The sequence below is a fragment of the Methylobacterium sp. J-118 genome (assembly GCF_057836565.1).
Window position 1 is genome coordinate 482,072 of the sequence record NZ_JBYQFA010000001.1, and the last position, 12,344, is coordinate 494,415.

Genomic DNA, 12,344 nt, shown 5'->3' on the forward strand with positions numbered 1-12,344 from the left:
GCGGCCCGCGACTGCCCGCCTGCGGATCCGGCGACCGTCAGGCTGGCTGGGCGTTGTGGATCTGGTCGAAGTCGAGGGACGCCGTGTCGATCACGATCTGCGTCCGGCTGATCACTTCGAGCTTGCGCAGGATCTCCGAGACATGGGCCTTCACGGTCGAGTCGCCGACCTGAAGCTCGTGGGCGATCTGCTTGTTCAGCTTGCCCTGCCGGATCATCATCAGAACCCGCACTTGCTGCGGGGTGAGGCGGGCAAGGCGCTCAGGCAGCGGCGCCTTCTTGGACCGGGATTCCGGCGCATCCGCCTCGGTGAGGCCCGGCGGCAGGAACAGCGACCCGCTCAGCACAGCGTCGATCGCCCGGGTGAGCGTCGCCTTGTCCATGGCCTTCGGGACGAAGCCGGCCGCCCCGTGCTGCAGGGCCTCGCGCATGATCCGCGGGTCCTCGTGACCGGAGACGATCAGGATCGGGACGCGCGGGAAGCGCGCCCGGATCGAGATCAGCCCGTCGAAGCCGGAGGTGCCCCGCATCGACAGGTCGAGGAGCGTCAGGTCGATGCCCCGGTTGGCCCCCAGCACCGCGCAGGCCGCCTCGATGCCGTCGGCCTCGTCCAGCACCGCGTCCGGATGCGCGAGACGAATCGTGGCCGCCAGGGCGTCCCGGAACAGCGGGTGGTCGTCGACGATCAGCAGATGCACGGACAACGCGGTCCTTCTCTCGAAAACCTCACGGGTGCCGTCGAGAACCGGGACGGGAGGGTCGAGGATTGCTCGAAGCGGCCCCGGGGCGCAAGCGGATGCTGAGGGAGCCGCTGGCACCCCCGGGCCTCGGCGGGCCGTCCCGGAGCGAGCCAGCGGCCCAATCCCGGGGCTTGGCACTTCAGACGCGGGCCGGGCCGGCCTTCTCGCCAAGGGCCCGTCCACGGGCTGCACGATCCTGGCGCGTGAGCGCGGTGCCCGGTGGGTCGCCGCTTACCCGTTCAGCGCCGTCCGCTCCACCAGCAAGATTCCGCTTCACCGACTCGATCGACAATCCGATCCGCTAGCGCGCCGTGCGCAGAATCCCCGGTCGGCAGAACCTGTCCGGTTCGGCCTCGATCGAGGCCGGCGCATCGGCCGCGTCTGTCTGGGCTACCGGCGCGCCGAGCGCCGCCATGAGAATGCGCAGACCGTCGATCCACTCCTCGACCTCGGCGAGCGACGCGAAGCTGTCGCGCCGGATCACGGTCTCGGGTTCGATCGTCACTACGGCGTCGAAAGTGCCGTCCGGTCCGTCGCTGATCCAGTAATAGACGCGCCGTGCCATGGTTCGAAAATAGGCCAAAACCCGCGGCGTGATAAGATTGTTCGCGATTTTTTCACGGTAAAACAGGGACCCGTCGCGGCTATCGCTCCTTCGACGCCGCCGGCCCCGCGCGCGTGCCGTGTCACCGGCACGCGCGCCGAACAGGCCGGTTGCCACCCTGGCGGCGGGCGCTCTACCCTCGCCGCATGATCGAGCCGCCTCCTTCCCGACCGCGCCAGCGCTTCCAGACCTTCGACGATCCGGGCCACCGCAAGGGCGCCGAGCGGATCGAGGCGCTGCGGTCGGCCCTGCGCGAGGCCGGCCTCGACGGTTTCGTCGTGCCGCGCGCCGACGAGCATCAGTCGGAATACGTGCCCGCCGATGCCGAGCGGCTGGCCTGGCTCACCGGCTTCACCGGCTCCGCCGGGACCGCGGTGATCCTGACGGATTCCGCCGCCCTGGTGGTGGACGGCCGCTACACCCTTCAGGCGCCCGAGCAAATCGATACCGCCATCCTCACGGTCGTGCCCCTGGCCGAGTCGACGCCGGAGGCGTGGATCGGCGCTCACCTCAAGCGCGACCACGTGCTCGGTTATGATCCGTGGCTGCATACGCCGGACGGGCTCGCGCGCCTGGACCGGGCCGCCACCAAAGCGGGGGGCGCGATGCGCGCCGTGCCGAATCTGGTCGACGCGGTCTGGGCCGGCCGGCCGAAGCCGCCCGCCGGGCCGGTCGTCCGCCACCCGGATGCCCTGGCGGGCGAGACGGTCGAGGAGAAGCTGGTTCGGGTGCGCGCGATCCTGGCCGAGGCCGGCTGCGACGCCCTGGTGATCTCGGACCCTCACAACCTCGCCTGGGCGTTCAACCTGCGGGGTGCCGATATCGGCCATACGCCCCTGGCGCTCGGCTACGCGATTCTGCCCCGCGAGGGGCTGGCACGCCTCTTCCTGGTCTCGGCGGAGGTCGACCCGGCCCTGCGCGCGGCCCTCGCCCCCGTCGCCGAGATCCTGCCCCGGGCCGCGCTGGAGGACGGGCTCGGATCCTTGAGCGGGGTACGGGTCCGGCTCGATGCGGCGACGGGCGCCGTCGCCCTGAAGGAAAAGATCGAGGCGGCCGGCGGCACCGTCGATGTCGGCAAGGATCCGATCACCGGGATGAAGGCGGTGAAGAACGCCGCCGAGATCGCCGGCGCGCGCGATGCCCATGGCCGCGACGGGGCGAGCGTCGTGCGCTTCCTCGCCTGGCTCGACGATGCGGCCGCGGCGGGCGGTCTCACCGAGATCGCCGTGGTCGAGGCGCTGGAGGATTTCCGCGCCGCCGGTGGCGACCTGCGCGACGTGTCGTTTCCGACGATCTCGGGATCCGGACCGAATGGGGCGATCGTCCACTACCGGGTCACCCGCGCTAGCGACCGGGCGGTCCGGCCCGGCGAGCTGTTCCTGATCGATTCCGGGGCGCAATACCTGGACGGCACCACCGATATCACCCGCACCGTCGCGATGGGGGAGCCGAGCGCCGCGATGCGCGATCGCTTCACCCGGGTGCTGAAGGGCCACGTCGCTATCGCCCGGGCGGTCTTCCCGAGGGGCACGACCGGCGCCCAGATCGACGCCTTCGCCCGGGCGCCCCTCTGGCAGGCGGGGCTCGATTTCGACCACGGCACGGGCCATGGAGTCGGGGCGTTCCTCTCGGTCCACGAGGGGCCGCAGCGCATCGCCAAGACCGGCACGGTGGCGCTGGAGCCTGGGATGATCCTGTCGAACGAGCCTGGCTACTACGCCGCCGGCGCCTACGGCATCCGGATCGAGAACCTCGTCCTGGTCGAGCCGCGCGCGGTTGCGGGCGGCGAGCGCCCGATGCTCGGCTTCGAGACGCTGACGCTCGCGCCCTACGACCGGCGGTTGATCGATCCGGACCTGCTCGATCCGGGCGAGCGGATCTGGATCGACGCCTATCACGCGCGGGTCCGCGAGGTCCTGATACCGGTCCTTGATGCCGGCGCGCGCACATGGCTGGAGCGGGCGACGGCGCCGCTGCCGGGCTGACGCCGTTACGGCCTTGGGGCGCAAGATGGCCGCTCTTGTGCTGCCGCGCGGCGCAGAACGGATCGACAGATGTCTCGAAGCCGGTGCGCGCTCCGGCCGTGGTCCCGGAGCGTATCGGCACATGCCTCAACGTGCCCTGTATCTCGCCGAGCCGGCTGGAGGATTTGGGCGCCCTTTCGTTCGATCGCCCGTGCGGTCGTGGAATTGCAGAAGCGGCGGCAGGCCGCCGATGACGATCCCGCACAGTCGTTCGTTCCGACAGATGCGCGCGCCGCCCTCGGACTCCGCCCGCTCGGCAGTCGACCACTTTTGCCGGTTGCGGGACGATCAACGGACGGCGTTCCTCGACCTGGTGCTCTTTGAGCCCCGCGGTTGAAGGCCGTCGATGTCGCGGCCCATGGGTCGATCATCCGGGTGCGGGACACGCATCGATTCGGCGCGCTATAAGGCGTCCGTCACGGAAAAGTCCGCCCCAGGCTCGAAGAGACCGCGCGTGAAACCGCGCCCGCCCGGCGCGCGAAGGGACAGCATGATCCGCCGCTTCGCCTTCCAACTCCTGCTGCTCGCCGCCTGCTGCACGCCCGCTTTGGCGCAGGGCCTGCGCACGCCGCCGGATCTCGTGCGGTCGAGCCTCGTGGCCGAGCCCGGCGCGGTGACGGGGGCGCAGCCCTTCACCCTGGCCGTGCGCATGCAGGTGAAGCCCGGCTGGCACGTCTACTGGCGCAATCCGGGGGATTCCGGGCTGCCGCCCGAGGTCACCTGGACCCTGCCGGCCGGCTTCAACGCCGGGGCGATCCGGTGGCCGGCGCCGGAGCGCATCCCGATCGCGACGCTGATGAATTACGGCTACGAGGGCGAGGTCACGCTCCTCGTCCCCGTGACGCCGCCGCCGAGCCTCGATCCCGCGACCCCGGTGGAGATCCGGGCCAAGCTGACCTACCTCGTCTGCGAAACCGAATGCGTGCCGGGCTCGGCGGACCTCGCCCTGACCCTGCCGGTGGGGGCACCGCGGCCCGATCCCGACATCGCGGCCCTGTTCGCCCGCGCCCGGGCCGCCCTCCCCGCACCGGCGCTTTGGCCACTGCGCCTGTCGAGCCAGGGCGACACTCTGCGGCTCGACTTCGCGGCGGCTGGCCTCCGGCCCGACGCGGTCCGGAACGCCGCCTATTTCCCCTATGCCGAAACCGCGATCGACAATGCCGCCGCACAGGTGATGTCGGCCGACGGGACCGGCCTGCACCTCACCCTCGCCCGGAGCAGCCCGACCGATCCGGCGCCCGAGGCCCTTCCCGGCGTGCTGACCCTGGACGAAGTGACGGAGGACGGCAGCCGCCACCTCGCCTTCGCGTATGGCGACGAGCCCATGCTCCCGGCCGTTGGGCCGCCGGTCGACGCGGCGACCCCGCGGCCGGCGTCCGTCCCCGACGGGGATGCGCTGACCCTCGCGACCGCCGCCGCCTTCGCCTTCCTCGGCGGCTTGATCCTGAACCTGATGCCCTGCGTCTTCCCGGTGCTGTCGATCAAGGTGCTGGGTCTCGTCCGGCATGCCGGCGAGAGCCCGGCCCGCCTCCGGTTGCACGGCTTCGCCTACACGGCCGGCGTGCTGGCGAGCTTCCTGGGGCTCGCCGCCCTGCTGATCGCCCTGAAGGGCGGCGGGGCTGCGATCGGCTGGGGCTTCCAACTGCAATCGCCCGCCGTGGTGGCGGGGCTCGCCTATCTGCTGTTCGCGATGGGCCTGAACCTGTCCGGGGCGGTTCAGATCGGGGGCCGGCTCGCCGGTCTCGGCGACGGGCTGGCCCGGCGCGCCGGCCTGAGCGGCTCGTTCTTCACCGGCGTGCTCGCCACGCTGGTGGCGACGCCCTGCACGGCGCCGTTCATGGGCTCGGCGGTGGGCTTCGCCCTGACCCAGAGCGTCGGCGTGGCGCTCGCCGTCTTCGCGAGCCTCGGGCTCGGCCTGGCCCTGCCATTCCTGGCGCTGACCCTCTGGCCGCCGGCCCTGCGGGCGCTGCCGCGGCCGGGCGCCTGGATGGAGACCCTCAAGCAGGGGCTCGCCTTCCCGGTCTATGCCACCGTGGCCTGGCTGATCTGGGTCCTGGCGCAGCAGGTCGAGCCGAGGGGCCTTCTGGCGGCGTTGATCGGCTTGGTGCTGGTGGGCTTCGCCGCCTGGGCCTGGGAGCGCGGGCGCGGCGCTGCGCCCGGGGCCGCCCGGATCGCGCAGGTCGGCGCGGCCCTGGCGCTCTTCGCCGTCGCGGCCCTCGCGCTCACCCTCCCGCAGGACCGTGCGGGTCCGGGCGCGCAGGCCTTCACCGGCGGCGCCGAGCCATTTACCCAGGCGCGCCTGGACACGCTGGTGAACGCGGGCAGACCTGTCTTCGTCAACATGACCGCGGCCTGGTGCATCACCTGCGCGGTCAACGAGACCACCTCCCTCTCCACGAAGGCGGTGCGGACCGCGATGACCGAGCGGGGCGTGACGTACCTGAAGGGCGACTGGACCAACCAGAATCCCGAGATCACCCGCCTCCTGGAAAAGCACGGGCGGAGCGGCGTGCCGCTATACCTGCTCTATGCCGGCGCGGGGGAGCCTCTGGTGCTGCCCCAGATCCTCACCGAGGGGACGGTGCTTCAGGCTCTGGCCTCGGTTCCGACCGCCGACAAGAGCGCCGCGCTGACCCGCTGAGCAGCGCGGCCGGTGTCGATGCAGGGTTTCCAAACGGGCTGGATCCCGGACATTTTGAATCCGAGAGACCGCGCCGCTCAAGCCTCGAGCGAGAAGGTCTCGTCGAAGGCGTATCCGGAGCCGCGGACGGTGCGGATCGGATCGGGCTGGCGCGGACCGTTCAGCGCCTTGCGCAGGCGCCCGACATGCACGTCCACGGTGCGCTCGTCGATATAGACGTCGTGGCCCCAGACCCCGTCGAGGAGCTGTTCCCGGGAGAAGACCCGCCCCGGGGCGAGCATCAGGAATTCGAGCAGGCGGAACTCGGTGGGGCCGAGATGCAGCTCCTCGCCGGCGCGGCGCACCCGGTGGCCGGTGCGGTCGAGTTCGAGATCCCCGGCGGCCAGCCGATCCGAGACATGGGCGGGCTTGGCCCGGCGCAGGAGGGCGCGGATCCGGGCGAGCAGCTCCGGGACCGAGAACGGCTTGACGATATAGTCGTCCGCGCCCGTGCCGAGGCCGCGGACCCGGTCCCCCTCCTCCCCCCGGGCGGTGAGCATGATCACCGGTAGACGCTCGGTCTCGCGCCGGGCGCGGATGCGGCGGCAGAGCTCGATCCCGGAGAGGCCCGGCAGCATCCAGTCGAGCAGGACCAGATCGGGCATGCGCTCGGCCAGGAGCAGTTCCGCATCGTCACCGCGGGCCGCCGTATCGACCAGAAAGCCCTCGGCCTCCAGGTTGTAGCGCAGCAGCGTGGTCAGTGCCTCCTCGTCCTCGACAATCAGGACTTGCATGCTCACGTTCGATGACCTGTTCTAAGGGCGAACCCGCCGCGCGTTCTGGAGGCCCAGCCCGTCTCAACTGGAACCAGCCGTCGCCGCGGCGACCGCCCCGAAGATGGTGAGGCGCCGTGGGTTCGCTCCGGGACCTATTCGTGCTCGACCGTCGCGTAGTTCGACGCATCGTTCTTGGGCCGGTCGCCCGCCAGAGTCTCGCCGGTGGCGAGATAGTGGATGGTCTCGGCGATATTGGTGGTGTGGTCGCCGATGCGTTCGACGTTCTTGGCGCAGAACAGCAGGTGGGTGCAGAACGAAATGTTGCGCGGATCCTCCATCATATAGGTCAGGAGCTCGCGAAACAGCGAATTGTACAGCGCATCGATCTCGCCGTCGCGCTCCCACACGTCATGGGCGGCCTCGATGTCGCGACTCGCGTAGGCATCCAGTACGTCCTTGAGCTGGCCCTCTGCGAGGTCGCTCATGTGGCGGACGCCCAGCACGATCTTCTGTGCCGGGGCCTGATCGGAGATCGCAACCACACGCTTCGCCACGTTCTTGGCGAGGTCGCCGATCCGCTCGAGATCGCCCGAGACGCGGATCGCCGAGATGGTCTCGCGCAGGTCGATCGCGAGCGGCTGGCGCCGGGCGATCAGCAGGACGGACCGCTCCTCGATGTCCCGCTGGAGGGCGTCGAGGCGCTTGTCCGCGAGGATCACCGCCTGGGCGAGCCCGTCGTCCCGCCGGACGAGGGCGTCGGTTGCCTCGGCGGTCATCTTCTCGGCCACGCCGCCCATCTCCGAGATCGAGCGGCGCAGGTTCTCCAGGTCGGTATCGTAGGACGAGACGATATGGCCGGGCATGGGGGAGATCCTTCGATGGGGGCCGCGACGTGCGATGCCTCGGGGACGTGCGATGCCTCGGGTCTGATGCAGATCTTACCCGGCCGCGGCGGCTATGCTCGCGCGCAGCGCCGCGGGGGTGCGGTTTCCGAGGCTGATCAGCCGAAACGGCCGGTGATGTAATCCTGCGTCCGCCGCTCGGTCGGGTTCATGAACAGCCTGTCGGTCGGCCCGACTTCGACGAGCTCGCCGAGATACATGAACGCGGTGAACTGCGAGATGCGCGCCGCCTGCTGCATGTTGTGGGTGACGATCGCGATGGTGAATTCGTCGCGCAGCTGCTCGATCAGTTCCTCGATGCGCCCCGTCGAGATCGGGTCCAGCGCCGAGGTCGGCTCGTCGAACAGGATGACGTCCGGGCGCTGGGCCACGGTGCGGGCGATGCACAGGCGCTGCTGCTGGCCGCCCGACAGGCCCATGCCGGACTGCTTGAGCTTGTCCTTCACCTCGTCCCAGAGCGCCGCCTTGCGCAGCGACGTCTCGACCCGGTCGTCGAGATCCGATTTCCCCAGCTTCTCGTAGAGGCGGATGCCGAAGGCGACGTTGTCGTAGATCGACATCGGGAACGGCGTCGGCTTCTGGAAGACCATGCCGACCCGGGCGCGCAGATCGTTGAGATCGATCTTGGGATCCAGGATGTTCATGCCGTCCAGAAGGATCTGTCCCTCGGCGCGCTGCTCCGGATAGAGGCTGTAGATCCGGTTGAAGGTCCGCAGCAGGGTCGACTTCCCGCAGCCCGAGGGGCCGATCAGGGCCGTCACCTGCCGGTCGTGGAAGTTCAGGTCGATGTTCTTCAGGCCGTGAAAATGGCCGTAGTAGAAGTTCAGCCCCTTCACGGCGATGCGTACGGGGGCATTGGTGTCGGCCACGGTCTTGGCGGAGGCCTGGAACTGGCGGTCGGTGGTGACGGACGCTGCGGCGGTGCTCATCGGGTTGATCCTTCGGGCTTGCGCTTCAGCGGGCACGCTGCGGCTTGATCACCACGCGGGCGATGACCGAGAGGGCGAGGATGGTCATGGTGATCAGGAGTGCCCCGGCCCAGGCGAGCTGCTGCCAGTTGGGATACGGCGAGAGCGCGAATTGGTAGATCATCACGGGCAGGTTCGGGATGCCGCCCATCAGGTCGGCATTGAACCAGCTGTTGTTGTTGAGGGCCGTGAACAGGAGCGGGGCTGTCTCGCCCGCGATGCGGGCCAGAGCCAGGATGATGCCGGTGACGATGCCGGCCGAGGCCGCCCGCCAGGTCACCTTCATGATCACCGTGGAGGGCGGCGCCCCCAGGGCCACGCCCGCTTCCCGCAGGGTGCCGGGGACCAGGCTCAGCATGTCCTCGGTGGTGCGCACGATCACGGGCGTGGCGATGATGGCGAGGGCGACGCCGCCGGCCCAGCCCGAATAGCTGCCCATCGGTCGCACCATCAGCGTGTAGATGAACAGGCCGATCAGGATCGACGGGGCCGAGAGCAGGATGTCGTTAAGGAAGCGGATCACGAAGGACAGTTTCGAGGTCCGGCCGTATTCTGCCAGGAAGGTTCCGGCCATCACGCCGACCGGGGTCGCGATGACGATGCCGATGGTGGTGAGCACGAGGCTGCCGAGGACCGCGTTGGCGATGCCGCCGCCCTCGCTGCCGGGTCCCGGCGTCGGCTGGGTCAGCAGGGTCGACGTGAACCCGCGCACACCCTGGACGATCAGCATCAGCAGGATCGAACCCAGCACGATGACGCCGAGGAGCGTGGCGAGGGCGCAGAAGCCGCGGAGCACCGCGTCGGCCCGGCGCCGGCCGGGACGGACGCGGCTCTGCGCGAGCGGAGGCGCCGCAAGGGTGTTGGTCGCGTCCATGGGGCTCCTCAACCGACCCGCACGCGCCGCGTCAGGATGCGCGCGGCGACCAGAACGATGAAGGTGATGACGAAGAGAATGCAGCCGAGGGCCATCAGGGCGTTGAGCTGCATGCCGTCCGCCTCGTTGAACTCGTTGGCGATCCGGGACGCGATGGTCGAGCCGGGATCGAAGATCGAGGCCGAGAGCCTGTTGGCGTTGCCGACCACGAAGGTGACCGCCATCGTCTCGCCGAGCGCACGGCCGAGGCCGAGCATGATCGCGCCGATGATCGACACCGAGGCGTGCCGGATCAGCACGAAGCGCACCACCTCCCAGGTGGTGCAACCGACCCCGTAGGCGCTCTCCCGCATGATCGTGGGGATCTGGTCGATCATGTCGCGGGCGATGGAGGCCACGAACGGCACGATCATGATCGCCAGGATGATGCCCGCCGTGAGCACGCCGACGCCTGACGGGATCCGAGCGTACAGCACGGTCCCGATGATCGGCAGGCCCTCGACGATGTTGGAAACCGGGATCTCGACGAACTGCGCGAAGAGCGGGGCGAAGATGAACAGGCCCCACATGCCGTAGATGATGCTCGGCACCGCGGCGAGGAGCTCGATCGTCATGGCGACGGGCTTGCGTGCCCAGTTCGGGCAGAGCTGCGTCAGGTAGATCGCGATGCCGAGGGAGATCGGGACGCCGATGGCGAGGGCCAGGAGCGCCGAGATCAGCGTCCCGGTGACGGCCACCAGCGCGCCGTACTGTTCGGTGCCGACGTTCCAGGCGCTCGAGGTCAGGAAACCGAGGCCGAACTGGTGGAAGGCGGGAAGGCCGCCGTAGATGATGGCGCTGAGGATGCCGGCGAGGACGATCAGCACCAGGAGCGCCGCCCCGTAGGCACTGGCCCGGAACAGGGTGTCGAGATTCTTGCTCGGCCCCTTCCGCGCGGCGGTCGCTCGGGTTCGGGCGAGGACAATCGTTTCAGTCAAGGCGGGCATCCGCGATTCTCTGCGAAGGGTGGCGTGGTAACGCGGTGCGATCCCAGAAGCGAGGGAGGAGGCCGAAACCTCCTCCCCGCCACGCTCACATGTTGAAGACGGGCTTCCCGTCCTTGTCCTTCACGTTTTTCCACTCGTCGTGGATCAGTGCCACGACGTTGTCGGGCAGAGGAACATAGTCGAGATCGGAGGCGAGCTTGTCGCCGTTCTTGTAGGCCCAGTCGAAGAACTTGAGCACGGCGGCGGCCTTGGTCGGATCAGCCGGATCCTTGTGGATCAGGATGAAGGTCGCGGCGGTGATCGGCCACGCGTCGTCGCCCGCCTGGTTGGTGAGCGAGATGCCGAAGCCCGGGGCCGACTTCCAGTCGGCGCTGGCGGCGGCGGCCTGGAACGCCTTGTCGTCCGGCTGCGGGAACTTGCCGGACTTGTTCTGCAGCAGGGCGTAGGCAAGCTTGTTCTGCTTGGCGTAGGCGGATTCGACGTAGCCGATCGAATTCGGCACCTGCTTCACGGTGGCGGTCACGCCCTCGTTGCCCTTGCCGCCCTGACCCACCGGCCAGGAGATCGTCGTGGCCGCACCGTAATCCTTCTTCCAGGATTCCGAGGCCTGGGCCAGATAGGTGGTGAAGATGTTGGTCGTGCCCGAGGCATCGGAGCGGTAGACCGGGGTGATGTTGGTCTCGGGCAGCTTCAGACCGTCATTGAGCTTGGCGATCCGCGGATCGGTCCATTTGGAGATCTTGCCGGCGTAGATGTCGGCCAGGATCTCGCCGGTGAGCTTGAGCTTGCCGGGCTCGACGCCCGCGATGTTCACGACCGGAACGACGCCGCCCATTACCGTCGGGAACTGGACGAGACCGTCCTTGGCGAGCTGCTCGCCCTTCAGGGGCGCGTCGGTGGCGCCGAAATCGACCGTCTTGGCCTGGATCTGCTTGATCCCGCCGCCGGACCCGATCGACTGATAGTTCAGGCCCGATCCGGAATCCTTGCGGTAGGCCTCGGCCCACTTCGAATAGACCGGGAATGGAAATGTGGCGCCGGCACCGGTGATGTCGGCGGCGAGCGCAGCGGACGCCAGTTGAACCGTCGCGAGGCCGACGGCGAGCGCGTAAGCGAAGGGTCTCAATGGTATCTCCGTTGCCGTCGGGCGAGAGCCTGCGCTGCCCCGCCGGCATGCTCATGCCCGCGGCAGAGCCTTGCGGCCGTCTACGATGAGACTTAGCGCCGGCCGCCCGATGGGGCGCGGTTACGACAGGGAGATGACACCGGCATGACATCGCGCCGCAGTTCCGGCGGCACGGTTCATGGGTCTCGCGCGTTCCTCACCGGGAATGGCATCGGAAGGACGTTGCATTGGTGGCGGGCGAACGGGCCGATTCAGCGAGTGAGGCCGATCCGGGCTGGCTTGCCCTGCATGCCGAGCGCGAAGCCGTGGAGCGCGCCCTCACCCTCGCGCAGGCGCGCCAGAAGTTCAGCACCGATCCGGAGGCCGCCGCCGCGGCACGGCGCGACGAGGCGGACCTGCTGGTCAATCTCGATCGCGTGCTGACCTTGATTCGGGCCGCCGAGTATCGCCGGACGCCCGGAGCGCGCCGCTGGTAGCGTCGGGGCTGCGGAGTTCCGCGTCAGCTCGCCCGGCGCAGCTCCCGCTCCTTCTGGCGCAGGCGCAGCAGCAGCTCCACGTGGGTGTCGGTGATCGGTTGCGTATCGACGCTGCCCTCGTAGACTGTGCGCAGGGACAGGCCGAGTTGGCGCGTATCGATCGCCTGTTTGAGCGGCTGTCCCGCGCACGGGAGCGCATCGGGCTCGACGACTGACAGCTTCATGTTTACCTCCCGCCCATCGACCGCC

General features: G+C 69.3%; 12 protein-coding genes. 3 read left to right on the forward strand and 9 right to left on the reverse strand.

What is annotated here, in order from left to right; genetic code table 11:
* Window positions 1-37: 37 nt before the first annotated feature.
* Both AC3IF3_RS02265 and AC3IF3_RS02270 read right to left on the reverse strand, forming a co-directional pair.
* A complete protein-coding gene (locus AC3IF3_RS02265) occupies window positions 38-697 on the reverse strand; it encodes a response regulator (protein WP_489231215.1) in 660 nt (219 codons plus the stop codon).
* A gap of 343 nt (window positions 698-1,040) precedes the next feature.
* The gene (locus AC3IF3_RS02270; protein ID WP_489227080.1) at window positions 1,041-1,460 is read right to left on the reverse strand and encodes a hypothetical protein; all 420 of its coding nucleotides are present in this window, start codon (window positions 1,458-1,460) and stop codon (window positions 1,041-1,043) included.
* A 29-nt stretch (window positions 1,461-1,489) separates the two neighbouring features.
* On the opposite strand from AC3IF3_RS02270, the gene AC3IF3_RS02275 reads away from it, so the two are divergent.
* Together AC3IF3_RS02275 and AC3IF3_RS02280 are read left to right on the forward strand one after the other, a co-directional pair.
* Window positions 1,490-3,328 carry an aminopeptidase P family protein gene (locus AC3IF3_RS02275; RefSeq protein ID WP_489227082.1) on the forward strand — a complete coding sequence of 613 codons (1,839 nt, stop codon included), beginning with the start codon at window positions 1,490-1,492 and terminating at the stop codon, window positions 3,326-3,328.
* Between the two features lie 529 nt (window positions 3,329-3,857).
* Window positions 3,858-6,008 carry a protein-disulfide reductase DsbD family protein gene (locus tag AC3IF3_RS02280; RefSeq protein WP_489227084.1) on the forward strand — a complete coding sequence of 717 codons (2,151 nt, stop codon included), beginning with the start codon at window positions 3,858-3,860 and terminating at the stop codon, window positions 6,006-6,008.
* Window positions 6,009-6,085: 77 nt separating this feature from the next.
* On the opposite strand, the gene phoB is transcribed toward AC3IF3_RS02280, so the two are convergent.
* The 6 genes from phoB to pstS form a co-directional block, all read right to left on the reverse strand.
* Window positions 6,086-6,781 carry a phosphate regulon transcriptional regulator PhoB gene (gene phoB, locus AC3IF3_RS02285; protein WP_243973576.1) on the reverse strand — a complete coding sequence of 232 codons (696 nt, stop codon included), beginning with the start codon at window positions 6,779-6,781 and terminating at the stop codon, window positions 6,086-6,088.
* Between the two features lie 134 nt (window positions 6,782-6,915).
* The gene (phoU, locus tag AC3IF3_RS02290; RefSeq protein ID WP_243973575.1) at window positions 6,916-7,626 is read right to left on the reverse strand and encodes a phosphate signaling complex protein PhoU; all 711 of its coding nucleotides are present in this window, start codon (window positions 7,624-7,626) and stop codon (window positions 6,916-6,918) included.
* Between the two features lie 137 nt (window positions 7,627-7,763).
* Window positions 7,764-8,594 carry a phosphate ABC transporter ATP-binding protein PstB gene (pstB, locus tag AC3IF3_RS02295; protein WP_489227086.1) on the reverse strand — a complete coding sequence of 277 codons (831 nt, stop codon included), beginning with the start codon at window positions 8,592-8,594 and terminating at the stop codon, window positions 7,764-7,766.
* Window positions 8,595-8,619: 25 nt separating this feature from the next.
* Entirely contained in the window at window positions 8,620-9,507 is an 888-nt protein-coding gene (gene pstA / locus AC3IF3_RS02300) for a phosphate ABC transporter permease PstA (RefSeq protein ID WP_243973573.1), read from the reverse strand.
* Window positions 9,508-9,515: 8 nt separating this feature from the next.
* Complete coding sequence (pstC, locus tag AC3IF3_RS02305) at window positions 9,516-10,493, reverse strand: phosphate ABC transporter permease subunit PstC (RefSeq protein ID WP_489219540.1); 978 nt, start codon at window positions 10,491-10,493, stop codon at window positions 9,516-9,518.
* Between the two features lie 85 nt (window positions 10,494-10,578).
* A complete protein-coding gene (pstS, locus tag AC3IF3_RS02310; protein ID WP_489219541.1) occupies window positions 10,579-11,619 on the reverse strand; it encodes a phosphate ABC transporter substrate-binding protein PstS in 1,041 nt (346 codons plus the stop codon).
* Between the two features lie 230 nt (window positions 11,620-11,849).
* Between pstS and AC3IF3_RS02315 the strand changes: the two genes are divergently transcribed.
* A complete protein-coding gene (locus AC3IF3_RS02315) occupies window positions 11,850-12,095 on the forward strand; it encodes a hypothetical protein (RefSeq protein ID WP_243973570.1) in 246 nt (81 codons plus the stop codon).
* 23 nt (window positions 12,096-12,118) lie between these two features.
* On the opposite strand, the gene AC3IF3_RS02320 is transcribed toward AC3IF3_RS02315, so the two are convergent.
* A complete protein-coding gene (locus tag AC3IF3_RS02320; RefSeq protein WP_243973569.1) occupies window positions 12,119-12,319 on the reverse strand; it encodes a hypothetical protein in 201 nt (66 codons plus the stop codon).
* Window positions 12,320-12,344: the final 25 nt, after the last annotated feature.